Source organism: Lentibacillus sediminis, assembly GCF_002763455.1.
Lineage (GTDB): Bacteria > Bacillota > Bacilli > Bacillales > Amphibacillaceae > Lentibacillus_D > Lentibacillus_D sediminis_A.
In genome coordinates this window covers 183,973-197,625 of sequence record NZ_NIXK01000005.1, presented here as the reverse complement: position 1 = coordinate 197,625, position 13,653 = coordinate 183,973, and the positions used below count along the sequence as shown (strand labels likewise).

General features: G+C 49.7%; 9 protein-coding genes and 1 other annotated feature. Of the genes, 1 reads left to right on the top strand and 8 read right to left on the bottom strand.

The window, feature by feature from the left end:
- Positions 1-38: 38 nt before the first annotated feature.
- Positions 39-254, bottom strand: a binding site (T-box leader).
- A 30-nt stretch (positions 255-284) separates the two neighbouring features.
- The 4 genes from pdxT to guaB all read right to left on the bottom strand — a co-directional run bounded on the left by pdxT (position 285) and on the right by guaB (position 4,840).
- On the bottom strand, positions 285-875 hold the full coding sequence (gene pdxT / locus CEG13_RS09890) for a pyridoxal 5'-phosphate synthase glutaminase subunit PdxT (protein WP_100011715.1): 591 nt from the start codon (positions 873-875) through the stop codon (positions 285-287).
- 15 nt (positions 876-890) lie between these two features.
- A complete protein-coding gene (pdxS, locus tag CEG13_RS09885) occupies positions 891-1,775 on the bottom strand; it encodes a pyridoxal 5'-phosphate synthase lyase subunit PdxS (RefSeq protein WP_100011714.1) in 885 nt (294 codons plus the stop codon).
- 37 nt (positions 1,776-1,812) lie between these two features.
- Entirely contained in the window at positions 1,813-3,150 is a 1,338-nt protein-coding gene (locus tag CEG13_RS09880; RefSeq protein WP_239984619.1) for a serine hydrolase, read from the bottom strand.
- A 220-nt stretch (positions 3,151-3,370) separates the two neighbouring features.
- On the bottom strand, positions 3,371-4,840 hold the full coding sequence (gene guaB / locus CEG13_RS09875; RefSeq protein ID WP_100011713.1) for an IMP dehydrogenase: 1,470 nt from the start codon (positions 4,838-4,840) through the stop codon (positions 3,371-3,373).
- Between the two features lie 199 nt (positions 4,841-5,039).
- Between guaB and CEG13_RS09870 the strand changes: the two genes are divergently transcribed.
- Complete coding sequence (locus tag CEG13_RS09870) at positions 5,040-5,990, top strand: YaaC family protein (protein WP_100011712.1); 951 nt, start codon at positions 5,040-5,042, stop codon at positions 5,988-5,990.
- A gap of 153 nt (positions 5,991-6,143) precedes the next feature.
- Here CEG13_RS09870 and CEG13_RS09865 read toward each other — a convergent pair whose 3' ends face one another.
- The 4 genes from CEG13_RS09865 to gyrB form a co-directional block, all read right to left on the bottom strand.
- The gene (locus CEG13_RS09865; protein ID WP_192869537.1) at positions 6,144-7,352 is read right to left on the bottom strand and encodes a carboxylate--amine ligase; all 1,209 of its coding nucleotides are present in this window, start codon (positions 7,350-7,352) and stop codon (positions 6,144-6,146) included.
- Between the two features lie 522 nt (positions 7,353-7,874).
- A complete protein-coding gene (locus tag CEG13_RS09860) occupies positions 7,875-8,954 on the bottom strand; it encodes an HD-GYP domain-containing protein (protein WP_100011710.1) in 1,080 nt (359 codons plus the stop codon).
- Between the two features lie 81 nt (positions 8,955-9,035).
- Positions 9,036-11,564, bottom strand: coding sequence for a DNA gyrase subunit A (gene gyrA / locus CEG13_RS09855; RefSeq protein ID WP_100011709.1), 2,529 nt, complete (start codon positions 11,562-11,564; stop codon positions 9,036-9,038).
- 156 nt (positions 11,565-11,720) lie between these two features.
- Positions 11,721-13,643: a DNA topoisomerase (ATP-hydrolyzing) subunit B gene (gene gyrB, locus CEG13_RS09850; protein ID WP_192869536.1), complete on the bottom strand. Its 1,923-nt coding sequence runs from the start codon at positions 13,641-13,643 to the stop codon at positions 11,721-11,723.
- Positions 13,644-13,653: the final 10 nt, after the last annotated feature.

Below are 13,653 nucleotides of genomic sequence, written 5' to 3'. Positions count from 1 at the left end.
TATATTTCAAACAACAAAAAACTCCCGCCCCTATAAAATATAGGGACGAGAGTTTGCCTCCCGCGTTGCCACCCTTGTTGAAGATACACTCTTCCGGCTCACAGGTGATAACGGCACCTGGCCGGGTCTGCTTAAATAAGCGGTTCGGCAGACCAGTTCAAGGATGGATTCACAGCCTTCCAGCATCGATTCACACCAGCCATCGACTCTCTTCGGAAGGAACAGCTGCTACTGCTTCCTGTCAGCACTTTTTATGATTATGTTATATCATAGCCAAGTTTCATTTAAGATGCAAGTGTTTGCAAGGATTTTTTCACCATCTGTACAAAATAGGCGATGAAACGGTCATCGTCGGTCAGTTCCGGATGAAATGCTGCACAGAGATAATGGCCTGCCTGTGCTGCCACGATCCGGTCCTGATAGGTGGCAAGCACCTCGACATCCGGCCCGGCTTCAGTGATATATGGCGCGCGAATGAACACGGCATTGAAATCCTCTGCTACATGGGCAATTTTCAGTTCCGCTTCAAAGCTGGCCACCTGACGCCCGAAAGCGTTGCGCGCCACCTTCATGTCCATCAGTCCAAGATGCGCCTGCTCCTGACCTTCAATGGCACTTGTCATCAGGATCAGCCCAGCACAGGTACCGAAAATCGGCTTGCCCTCACCACCGAACTGCCGGATGGCATCAAAAAATCCGTAGCTGTCGATCAGCCGGCGCATTGTCGTGCTTTCCCCGCCGGGCAAAATCAATCCGTCCACTTCATTCAATTGCTCTTTGCGTTTTATTTCGACTGCCTGCACCCCGCAGGCTTCCACGGTGCGGATATGCTCGCGGACAGCACCTTGCAGGGCGAGTACACCAATGGTTGTCATGTTTATTCCTTCTTTCTATTCAGAGCGATCCTGCATGCGGTCATGCGCTTCCAGGGTGCTCATATCAAGCCCTTGCATCGCTTTGCCAAGATCTTTGGAAAGTTCAGCGATCAGCGTGTAATCCTGATAGTGTGTCGTTGCTTCGACAATCGCTTTGGCAAATTTCGCCGGGTTGGCCGATTTGAAAACACCGGATCCGACAAATACCCCGTCTGCGCCCAGTTCCATCATCAGCGCAGCATCGGATGGAGTAGCGATTCCGCCAGCAGCAAAGTTAACGACTGGCAACCGGCCTTCCTCGCGAATTTCCAGCAACAATTCAAATGGTGCGCCGATTTCCTTGGCATAAGTCATGACCTCATCTTTGGACATGGAACTTAGTCTGCGAATTTCTGATTGCACTTGACGCATATGGCTTACAGCTTCTACGATGTTCCCGGTTCCCGGTTCACCTTTGGTCCGCAACATGGAGGCACCTTCACCAATTCGACGTGCTGCTTCTCCCAGGTTGCGGCAGCCGCAGACAAATGGTACCGTGTAATCCGATTTGCTAAGATGATACACTTCATCTGCTGGTGTCAGTACTTCACTTTCATCAATATAATCCACGCCCATTGCTTCCAATACGCGGGCTTCGACAATGTGGCCGATGCGGGCTTTGGCCATTACCGGGATGGAGACGGCATTCAGCACTTCTTCTGTGATCGTTGGATCCGCCATGCGCGCTACCCCGCCGGCCGCACGGATATCGGAAGGAACCCGTTCCAATGCCATAACAGCAACCGCGCCTGCTTCCTCAGCGATTTTTGCCTGCTCGGCATTGACGACATCCATAATTACGCCGCCTTTTTGCATTTCTGCCATTCCGCGTTTGACGCGCTCTGTACCTCTGTTGGTCATGTTATTTCCCCCTGTAAGCTCTTCGTTTATCGTTCCCTTAAAATAATCCTTTAACCCAGTTCACGGATGTGGTGAACATGTTGCCGAAAAAGTCGCCAACTGCTCCCATGCTAAGCATGAACCAATTGTCCTTTTCCACGGTGCTGTTTGCGACGAGATTCACCGTTCCGCTTGTTTCGTCAAAAATATAGCCGTGATCCGTTTCTCCCTCATAGACGAGCGTTGCCGTACCGACGGTTTCTCCTTCTTCAATCGGGGCAATCAGTTCACCGTCCTCATTGAGGGTTTCTTCCGGAATCTGGTACTCCACGCTGTATAAGTCTTCCTCACCGTTTTTTACCGGCAGGGTAATGCTTTCGGCCGTGGAGACGGCGAGCTCATTTTCTTTCCCTTTGGCTACAGGAAGAGTGGATTCTCCTTCTTTTTGATAGCCTGCAGGGACAATTTCTTGGGTTGCGAAATTATTAAATCCGTAATCCATCAGTTTGGCGGTTTGCTGAAAACGTGCCTGTTTGCTGTCGGTTTTCATCACCACAGAAATCAGTCTGGTGCCATTTTGTTTCGCCGTACCGGTAAATGTATAGCCGGCAAGCTCGGTGTTCCCGGTTTTCAGGCCGTCCATGCCTTCATAATGAAATTGCTGCAGGAAGGTCGCATCATGTGGCAGCATCCAGTTCAGGTTTTCAATCGTATGCCCGGCAAACTCTACTTCCGTCATGCTGGAGATTTCCAGTGCATCCGGGAAATCATTCACCAGATGATAAGCGAGCAGGGCAGCCGACTCGGCCGACAACAGATTGGAGCCGTTCGGGTCGGTTCCTTCCGGGCGGTTATCGCCAAGCGAAGCGTTGTTCAACCCGGTGGAATTGACAAATTTATATTCAGGAAGTCCCAGTTCTTCCGCTTTATCGTTCATCATTTGCACAAATTCGGTTTCCGTGCCTGCGATCAGTTCCGCAAGTGCGATGGTTGTCGAATTATCGGAAAAAACGGCCATCGCTTCATATAATTCACGTACCGTATAGTCTTGATTCTGCCTTATACCAACACCCCCCGAAAAGTTCGGGTTACGAGCGATGCTGTAAGGGTAATCACTGATTTGTGTGGTCGTATCCCAGCTGATCTGCCCTTCTTCAATTGCCTCCAGCACCAGGTATTCGGTCATCATCTTGGTCATACTGGCAGGCGGCATGGCCATATCCGCATTTTTCGCATACAGGATTTTACCGGACGATGCATCTACCAAGATCGCTGATTCCGCATCCAATTCCGGCGGTGCAGCTGCCTGTGCGGAAAGTGGCTGGGCAAAAACAGCACTTATCATTAAGGCTATAAGGGCAAGCGACAATAACATTTTCTTTCTCGTATATTTCACCTTTCACGTACCTCCACCTGTAGATTAATCTATGTTTTTCTGGAACTCTATTTTTCTATGTCCTTGATTATTTTACCACATTCACCAACAAAAAAATAGACGGGGAATGATGTTTCTGGTACCCCGTCTATGAAAATTTTATTACATATACATGGGACACCGTATCCCACCTTTAAATAACGTGAAGGCGATGTCCCCATTTACAGACATCCCTGAAAAATTACACCGAATAGTTCGGTGCTTCCTTCGTGATCTGCACATCATGCGGATGGCTCTCGCGCAGGCCGGCATTGGTAATCCGGATAAACCGAGCATCCTGCCTGAGCGCGTCAATCGTTCCAGTGCCACAGTAGCCCATTCCGGCACGAAGCCCTCCGGCGAGCTGGTGCACCGTGTCTGCCAGTGGTCCCTTGTAGGCGACCCTTCCTTCAATACCTTCTGGCACCAGCTTTTTCGCATCATTGGTCTCCTGGAAATAGCGGTCCTTGGAGCCTGCTTGCATGGCACCGACAGAGCCCATGCCGCGATAAACTTTATACTGGCGGCCCTGGAAAATTTCCGTTTCGCCAGGACTTTCCGCAACCCCGGCAAACATGCTGCCAAGCATCACCGCATGCGCGCCCGCGGCTAAAGCCTTCACAACATCGCCGGAATATTTGATCCCGCCATCGGCAATTACAGGTACGCCATATTCCTCTGCTGCCGCGGCACAGTCATTGACGGCCGTGATCTGCGGTACGCCGACACCGGCAACTACGCGTGTTGTACAAATCGATCCGGGACCAATACCGACTTTAACAATCGAGGCACCTGCTTCAATCAATTCCTTCGTTGCCTCAGCAGTAGCCACATTTCCGGCAATTATACCGAGCTCCGGATAGGCGTTGCGTACAGCTTTCACCTGGTTGATCACGCCTTTGGAATGGCCGTGTGCCGTATCAATCACGATCACATCAACACCGGCAGCGACAAGTTTCTCGATCCGCTTCATTGTGTCCGCAGTTACACCAACCGCTGCTCCAGCAATCAGCCGGCCCTGCTTGTCTTTGGAAGCATTGGGAAATTCGATTACTTTTTCAATATCCTTGATCGTAATCAGCCCTTTGAGGATGCCTTCCTCATCAACAAGCGGCAGTTTTTCAATTTTATGGCGCTGAAGCAGCTCTTCCGCTTCGTTTAAGGTGGTGCCAACCGGTGCGGTGACGAGGCGCTTGCTTGTCATCACTTCAGAAATCGGAATGGAATAATCCTGAATAAAGCGCAAATCGCGATTGGTCAAAATGCCGACCAGTTTCTGCTCCTCAATCGTGTTGACAATTGGCACTCCGGAAATGCGGAATTTGCCCATCAAGTGCTCGGCGTCATAAACCTGATGTTCCGGTGTCAGGAAAAATGGGTTGGTGATCACACCACTTTCCGATCGCTTGACTTTGTCTACCTGTTCGGCCTGATCCTCCACAGACATATTTTTGTGGATGATGCCGAGTCCGCCTTGTCGCGCCATGGCAATTGCCATTTCCGCTTCGGTGACGGTGTCCATTCCGGCACTGATAATCGGCGTTTTCAGCTTGAGGCTGGGGGAGAGTTCGGTATCAAGCTGCACGTCCTTTGGCAGCACCTCGGATTTTCCCGGCATAAGCAGCACATCATCAAATGTCAATCCTTCTTTTGCAAACTTGTCTTCGCGCATGATTTTTTCCTCCTTTGTTTTAATGGTTAAGTATTCGTTCAGCGTGGGGTGGCACGTTTTTCTGCATGCCTTCCAAAATACGCGGATATACTAAGCAGATAATCCTATTTTAATATACAATACGCCAACAATTTGGCTTTTTCAACATGTTGATCAAAATAAATAGATTCTAAATTTTGTTAACGGGAGGAGAACCTAGATGGATCAAGCGGGGACCAAGGCATTTTATACCTATCTGCAAAATCTGGAAAACAGCCAGAGCTATTTGCAGGCGTGCTACGAAAAGCTGGATATGCCTGGAGCAGGGGCCAAAAGCTTTGAGAACTCGAGCCGGTTCATGTACTACCTGGAGGAGGGGGAGATGTTCCTTCAGGAGGCAGAACGGGTGGATATCCGCTTACAGCCGCTTTTGTATTTTTACGGGCTGGTGCATTTGTTAAAGGCCTGTCTGTTAACGAGCAGACCGGACTATCCGGAGTCGACTTCGATGCTGGCACACGGGGTGTCTGCCAGAAAGCGGAAGAAGAAAGATTATACATTTTTGCAGGATGAGGTGAAGATTCAGCAGAATGGCCTGTTCAGCTATGCCGCCCACCATGTATTTGCTATTGAATTCACGACGTTTTCCAAAATACAGATGGCAGATCTTTTCGGACGGATACCTGAGATGAGTGACTTTCTTTCGCTTGGGGGCAGTGCACCCTCGGTCTCCATTGGCAGGGCAGGTACTACCAGTCTGAGCTTTCCCCACATATTACTGGACAGCTATCATTTAACCGAGAGGGCGTTTATCAGCCGGATTTCCGCCTACCTGCCGGCCATCCTTCATGCCGATACGAAGGAGAATACACTAAATGTGGAGCTGGCAGAGCCACTATCGTCGGGAACTGCGCCATTTCAGCTGCATATGGAAAAACAAGAGATCTATTTTCCAAAAAACCGCGATGCCGCGCGTCCCTTGCCTGAAGTGCTGGTACATTATCTGCTTTTATACAACCTGAGCATGATCAGTCGCTATGAAACGGAGTACTGGGGAGAGCTGTTCGCCGCCAAAGCCGACATAGATTACTCAGTGATCTGTCATTACTTGAGGGCAGCCGTCGGGAAAATACCTTTTCTCGTGGGGGAGATTCTCAAGCAGGGGCAGTGATAGAGTGAAAGTGGGCAGAGCGGAGTGTATGTTGGTCTGGATTACACTCGGTTCAGCGGTTGTAGCTCTAGTTTCAGCGCTTTCCCTACCAAGAGAGTTAAATGCAAAAACCGCACCCAGCGTTCCTCTCAGGAACACAGGCTGCGGCGTAACTTACCAGCTATTGTTTTTATATTTACGGTAATAATTGATCTGCCTGAGCAGCAAATACAATTTCCGCTTCAAGCTTTTGTCGTTTTTATAAAATAACGGATTGCCCCAGCGGCCTTGTTTGATCAGGCGCTTGACATCCTGTCTCACGTCCTTGTTGTCCACAAACTTGCGCAGAACTGCTTTTGGCACAACCGAAAACAGAAACTCCTCATCCAGATAGGTGAGGGGTTTATCTTTTCCTTCGATCAGGTCCTCCACGAGATAGGAAGCCATATTATGGCCGAGCGCTGTCACGTAATAGCTGGAGCGACCCTGGCGGATGTTCACTTCAAACACTTTGAACTTGCCGTCCCGCTCGTCATATTTCATATCAAAATTGGCAAAGCCGACATAGCCGACCGATTCGAGGAACTGCTGCAGTTTTTGCATCATTTCTTCGTGATAGCGGGAAATCACGGCCGTATAGTTGCCGATCGCCGTTGCGGTGTGTTCCTGCAGCACGACCTGTCCGAATGTCACCAGCTCGGTTTTCCCCCGGGAATTGATGTAAACCACCGAATCCCACATATACGTGTCATCACCCGGAATGAAATCCTGAATGATCAGCTCATCCCGGTAGCCGCTCTCGGTAATTTTGTCAATGACACCCTTTGCTTCCTCCTCGGTTTCGACCCGGTACACCTTCTTCTGCCCGGGAAAAGAGTTGGCATAATACTCAATGCCATTACTTGGTTTGATAATCACCGGGTAGGTCATCGGTTCGTTAAACGGCACGGGATTTGCACAGTCATAGATAAATGTCTTCGGTGTTTCAATCCCGTGCGCATCACAGAGGGGATAGAAGTTTGCCTTATTCTGAAGCTGATTCATGAGCGGCTCGCCAATGGAATGAAACACGTAATGCCGTTTAAGTTCCTGTTCATTTTCAATCATTAACCTTACATAAGCATCATTGGTGCCGACCAGCAGCAGTTTTTTTCCGTCTGTCTGGAGTTTCTCCGCCAGTTTTGTGAGCACCGGCACGAAGTTTTCCGTCAGATCTGGATGGATTTCAATCCGTTCCATCACCGAACTGAGATTGGTAAAGCCCATTTGCATTTTGCCGATTAAAATCGGTTTGACTCCATAGGCTTCATGAAATGAAATCGCCATATTATAGGCATTGATGTCTGTTCCGACGATAATTGGGATAAATGGTAACTGTTTCATGATGTCCTCCTGTTGCAGCAGTGAATCGCTAATCTGTAATATAATTCTGTGAGTATACCCCTTTTGGGCATGTTGAAAACACTTTGGGGTGGGCTGATTTAATAAAAATCGGAGCTGTGATTACTCGTCCGATATAAAAGGAATATGTTGTTTTACCGACATGAGTGCTTGTTGATTTCCGCTACGGGAAGCCGCTTTCCGCGGGCAACGCCTCAGCCTCCTCGGAAGAAAACCGCTTCCTGCTCAGGTCTAGCTGTTGCTTTTCCCGCAGGAGTCGGCTTCCCACAGCGAAGATCAACCCTCTACAGAGTGGATAGCTGTGAATTAAGTTACAAAGCGCATCACCCAGCGGAGAAAATACCCCGAGACTCCTGCGGGATGATAAGCATAGGTGAGACCCCTCAAGCGGAGACAGCGCGAGGAGGCTCACCAGCGCTCAGCAGGTGCGAGGGGTATTTCCGTAGCGATGGTCCATGCCGCACTTTCTATCAACAAGACAATGGCAATTACTAAAAATACCGCCTAAGACAGCAGCACCTCACTAATATACAAATCACTTCGTTCCTTCAATGGGACAATAGCATCCTGCCCGTGGAGCTGAACGAGCGGCCTCACGGGATGTTTTTCATCCATAAAGACGACCTGGCCGGTGGTTTGATCGGACAACTTCACTTTGGAGCCGATGGAAAAATTGACAATCAGCTTGCTCAGCGCTTCCACCACTTGATGATCAAACCGGGTGAATTTTCCCTCATGAATCGCCTCCAGCGCCTGGTAGGGGGATGCCACATGACCGTTTGCCTGATTAATCAGCTGTCTCGAATAAGCATCGCACACCGCAAGGATCCTGGCCGATGGATGAATCTGTTCATTGGCGACACCGAGCGGATAGCCACTTCCATCCAGGCGTTCATGATGCTGCAGCATGGCCAGTTTTACTTTTTTCGTAATGGCAGGGGCTTTTTCCAGCATCCGGTACGAGTATGTGGAGTGCTTTTTCATCTCCTCATCCGCCTCATCAGAGAGCCAAACCCCGCTTGAGATCATATGCGGATCAAGCCGGCTCATGCCGCAATCACTCAAGAAACCAGCCAGCCCGATTTGCAGCCATTCGCCCTTCGTCCAGCCGAGCTTTTTCGCCGTCGCTGCTGCCAGAACGGCAACCGTGGCATTATGCTGGTAAAATCCCGATGGCCTGGTAATACAGGTATGCAGCTCCTCCATTCCCTCCAGCTGCTCCAAAAGCGGGAGAATAAACTTTCTGGCGGCAGCAATATCCATGGGCACCCCATTCTGCCAGTCCTGGAACAGCTTTTCATAGCCTGCTGCGACAAGCCGGAAATGTTCTGAAAAAGAAAGCTTGGTCTCTGCTGCGGGCTCCTGGCGTTTGGGTTCTTTATCCGGTACATCCTCCGGTACAAAAGTACTGCCGTCTTCCAATGTCTGGCCCACTTCCACGTTCTCGACTAAAAACATTTTCAGGATGTCCAAATGTGCTTCGGTTAAGACAGTCTTTCTTGCAATCAGCGGTCTTCCGGTTTTCCCTGTCACATCCTTCAGTAAAATACAGCCTGGAACAAGCTGTGCTGCCCTCACACGCATCGTTCTCCCCCTTTGCTCTAAAACAAAAAACGGCCCGGGCAAAAATGATTGACTTCATTCCCGCTTCCGAGCCGCCATTACTTATTCTTCGTTTGTCTCTGTATTTGACGCTTCTTCTGCAGTTTCCTCTTCATTTGTATCAGTATCTGATGCTTCTTCAGAACCCTCTTCTATTTCTTCTTCCTGCTCAATCTTCGTGACGGTTGCCACTTCTTCCTCTTCCTGCAGACGGATCAGTCGCACACCCATCGTGTTCCGTCCGGTTTCTGAAATGTCTTGTACCGGGATGCGGATCAGCACACCTGCTACAGTGATCAGCATCAGATCTTCTTCACCGGTAACAGCTTTCACTGCTGCGACATCTCCCGTTTTCTCCGCCAGTTTGCAGGTGAAAATTCCCTTGCCGCCGCGGTTGGTCCGGCGGTATTCTGCTTCCGGTGTCTGCTTGCCAAAGCCTTTATTGGTCACATGGAGAACATTAGAGCCTTCTTCGAGAATTTCCATGGAGATAACTTCATCGTCACCCCGGAGCGAAATACCTTTCACCCCGGCAGCAGTACGGCCCATGGTGCGGATTTGAGTTTCCTCAAAACGAATCAGGTAGCCGTTTTTTGTCGCAATCATCATATCCTTTGTACCATCGGTCAGCCTGACAGAAATCAGCTCATCTTCTTCGCGTAGTCCCACCGCAATCAGTCCGCCTTTGCGGATATTCCGGAATTGTGAGAGCGAGGTACGTTTGGAAATACCGTGCTTGGTGGTGAAGAAAAAGAAATAGTCTTCACTGAATTCATTCACGGAAATCACCGCATTGACCCATTCCCCTTTTTCCACTTGCAGCAGGTTGATGATCGGAATTCCTTTGGCCGTCCGGCTGAATTCCGGTACTTCATAGCCCTTCGTTTTATAGACCTTCCCTTTATTCGTAAAGTAAAGAATCGTATCATGGGTGGAAGTGGACACAAGATGTTCCACAAAGTCATCCTCATTGGTTCCCATACCCTGAATGCCACGGCCGCCGCGTTTTTGCGTTCGGTACGTGGAGGCTGGCAGACGTTTGATATAGCCCTGATGTGTGAGAGTAATGACAATGTTTTCCTCAGGGATCAAGTCCTCATCCTCGAAAAAGTCAGCCCCGCCGGCAACAATCTCCGTACGGCGTTTATCCTGATACTTGTCTCTTATCTCGGTAAGCTCTTCCCGGATGATTTCCAGAACTTTTTCCTCATCGGCCAAAATTGCCTTTAATTCCTCAATCTTCTTCTGCAGCTCTTTGTATTCTTCTTCAATTTTCTCCCGCTCTAGGCCGGTCAGGCGCTGCAGACGCATATCGAGGATAGCCTGTGCCTGCTTTTCCGACAGATCAAAGTTTTCCATTAATCCATCCCTGGCAATGTCAGCGGTGTTGGAATTGCGGATCAGGCTGATGACTTCATCCAGATGGTCCAGCGCCACGCGCAGTCCTTCCAAAATATGCGCCCGTGCTTCTGCTTTGCGCAATTCAAAAGCGGTGCGGCGTTTGATAATGACCTTCTGGTGCTCGAGATAATGCTCCAAGCATTGCTTGATGGTCAGAACGTGCGGCTGTCCGTCCACCAAAGCAAGCATGTTGACGCCAAATGTAGTCTGGAGCGCGGTATGTTTGTACAAATTATTCAGGACAATATTGGCATTGGCGTCACGTCTTAGTTCAATAACAACGCGCATGCCATTGCGGTCGGATTCATCCCTGAGATCGCTAATGCCCTCAATCCGTTTCTCCCGCACATGCTCCGCGATTTTCTCAACCAGTCTGGCTTTATTGACTTGATACGGCAGCTCGGTCACTAAAATCGTTTCCTTGCCTTTTGCATCTTCTTCAATATTGACTTTCGCTCTTAATGTAAGCGAACCTTTGCCTGTTTCATAGGCTTTGCGAATGCCGCTTCTCCCGAGAATCTGCCCGGCAGTAGGGAAGTCCGGGCCGGGAATATAATCTTCCATCAGTTCGTCAATCGTGATTTCCGGATTTTCACTGACCGCCAGCACCGCATTGATGGTTTCAGCGAGATTATGCGGTGGGATATTGGTTGCCATGCCGACTGCAATTCCTGCTCCTCCGTTGACCAGCAGATTAGGAAATCTTGCCGGCAAAACAACTGGCTCCCGCTCCGCACCATCATAGTTATCCTGGTAGTCAATCGTATCTTTGTTAATATCTCTTAACAGTTCCATGGAAATCTTGGACATTCTCGCTTCGGTGTACCGCATCGCCGCAGCGGAATCGCCATCCACTGAGCCGAAGTTGCCGTGTCCGTCCACCAGCATGTTCCGGTAGCTGAAATCCTGTGCCATCCGGACCATCGTTTCATAGACAGCGGAATCTCCGTGCGGGTGGTACTTCCCGATTACATCCCCGACAATACGGGCTGATTTTTTATACGCCTTGTCCGCATGCATCCCCAGATCATTCATGGCGTACAGGATCCGGCGATGGACCGGTTTCATGCCGTCACGCACATCCGGCAGTGCCCGGGAAACAATGACACTCATCGCATAATCGAGAAAGGATGTACGCATTTCTTTACTGAGATTGATTTCCTGAACAGGCGGGCGTTCTTGCTCTGCCATCGTTTCGTTCCTCCTTCCAGCTGCATTAAGCATCACCGCAATAAATGGCAGCTGTTAATCGTGCACTTGATCACAGTGAAATTGTCCGTCAGCCCCACCAAGCAGCGGTAACGGATATTAACCACCAGTGAGGGTAAAGAACCCTCACTTATCTATTTACACGTCCAAATTCTCTACATACCGGGCATTTTCCTCAATAAATACTCGTCTAGGTTCTACCCGGTCGCCCATCAGCATGTCAAAGACCTGATCGGCCTCGATGGCATCCGCTAAATCAACCTGTAAGAGGGTGCGATTTTCCGGGTTCATTGTGGTATCCCACAGCTGCTCGGCATTCATCTCGCCAAGCCCTTTGTAGCGCTGCAGGCCCGGTTTCGGTGTCTGCGGCAGCTCGCTTACAATCCGCTCCATTTCCGCATCATTATAGGCATAATGGGCAGCTTTCCCCTGCTGGATTTTGTACAGCGGGGGCTGGGCGATATAAACATAACCATGTTCAATCAATGGGCGCATATACCGGTAGAAAAAGGTTAATAATAATGTCCGGATGTGGGCTCCATCGACATCGGCATCGGTCATGATGACGATTTTATGATAGCGTGCTTTCGTAATATCGAAGTCCTCGCTGATCCCGGTGCCAAGTGCTGTAATCATCGAACGGACTTCCCGATTGGATAAAATTTTATCCAGCCGCGCTTTCTCCACATTGAGAATTTTTCCCCGGAGTGGAAGGATAGCCTGAAAATGGCGATCCCGCCCGGATTTCGCTGAACCGCCCGCAGAGTCACCCTCCACGATGTACAGTTCACTGCGGCTGGCATCTTTGGAAGAGCAGTCCGCCAGTTTTCCGGGCAGATTGGACACTTCGAGCGCGCTTTTGCGGCGGGTTAATTCCCGTGCTTTTTTCGCCGCCATCCGGGCGCGGGAAGCCATCAGCCCTTTTTCCACGATAATTTTTGCCGTGGATGGATTTTCAAATAAAAACTGGGAAAACTTATCGGAAAACACCGAATCAGTAACGGTACGGACTTCACTGTTTCCCAGCTTGGTTTTCGTCTGTCCTTCAAACTGCGGATCGGGATGCTTTATCGAGACAATGGCTGCCATCCCTTCCCGCACATCATCACCAGAGAGGTTCGGGTCATTCTCTTTAAATAAATTTTTCTTCCGGGCATAATCATTAATTACCCTTGTTAGGCCAGTGCGGAAGCCGGATTCATGCATGCCGCCTTCATACGTGTGGATGTTGTTGGCAAAGGAGAAAAGACTGCTGTTGAAGCCTTCATTGTACTGAATAGCGACTTCCACAGAAATGCCCTGGCTTTCTCCCTCGGCATAGAACGGCTCATGCAGTACTTCTTTGTTGCGGTTGATATATTCCACATATGAACTGATGCCGCCTTCGTAATAATAGCTGACAGGCTCTTCATCGGTCCGTTTGTCCTCTGCCGTAATCGTCAGTCCTTTGTTCAAAAAGGCAAGCTCGCGCAGCCGCTGAGTCAGCACCTCAAAATCAAAAGCGACGGTGTCCGTGAAAATTTCCGCATCCGGGGTGAAATGGGTGATGGTACCCGTCTTATCCGATTCCCCGACGACTTCAATTTCCCCCTGCGGCACCCCGCGTTTAAAGTTTAAATTATAGATTTTCCCGTCGCGATGCACGTGTACCTCAAGATTGGAAGAAAGGGCATTAACGACCGATGCCCCGACACCATGCAGTCCGCCAGAAACTTTATAGCCGCCGCCGCCGAATTTCCCGCCGGCATGCAGAACTGTCATAATGACTTCCAGAGCCGGTCTGCCAGTCTTTTTCTGAATATCGACAGGGATACCGCGTCCATTGTCCTGGACCGTGATGCTGTTGTCTTCTTCCACGATCACCTGAATATGATCACAGTAGCCAGCCAGGGCCTCATCAATACTATTATCGACAATTTCCCAGACGAGGTGATGCAATCCTTTTTCACTTGTTGTTCCGATATACATGCCGGGACGCTTGCGAACTGCCTCAAGCCCCTCCAGCACCTGAATCTGATCGGCACCATACGCTTGGTTCTCCAGCTGATTTTCTTCCGCCATAATCTCACCT

Excerpts from the sequence above, each read along its gene's own strand:
- pdxT (WP_100011715.1), bottom strand. The coding sequence starts at position 875 with ATGACAACCATTGGTGTACTCGCCCTGCAAGGTGCTGTCCGCGAGCAT.
- pdxS (WP_100011714.1), bottom strand. The coding sequence starts at position 1,775 with ATGACCAACAGAGGTACAGAGCGCGTCAAACGCGGAATGGCAGAAATG.
- guaB (WP_100011713.1), bottom strand. The coding sequence starts at position 4,840 with ATGCGCGAAGACAAGTTTGCAAAAGAAGGATTGACATTTGATGATGTG.
- CEG13_RS09870 (WP_100011712.1), top strand. The coding sequence starts at position 5,040 with ATGGATCAAGCGGGGACCAAGGCATTTTATACCTATCTGCAAAATCTG.
- CEG13_RS09865 (WP_192869537.1), bottom strand. The coding sequence starts at position 7,352 with ATGAAACAGTTACCATTTATCCCAATTATCGTCGGAACAGACATCAAT.
- CEG13_RS09860 (WP_100011710.1), bottom strand. The coding sequence starts at position 8,954 with ATGCGTGTGAGGGCAGCACAGCTTGTTCCAGGCTGTATTTTACTGAAG.
- gyrA (WP_100011709.1), bottom strand. The coding sequence starts at position 11,564 with ATGGCAGAGCAAGAACGCCCGCCTGTTCAGGAAATCAATCTCAGTAAA.
- gyrB (WP_192869536.1), bottom strand. The coding sequence starts at position 13,643 with ATGGCGGAAGAAAATCAGCTGGAGAACCAAGCGTATGGTGCCGATCAG.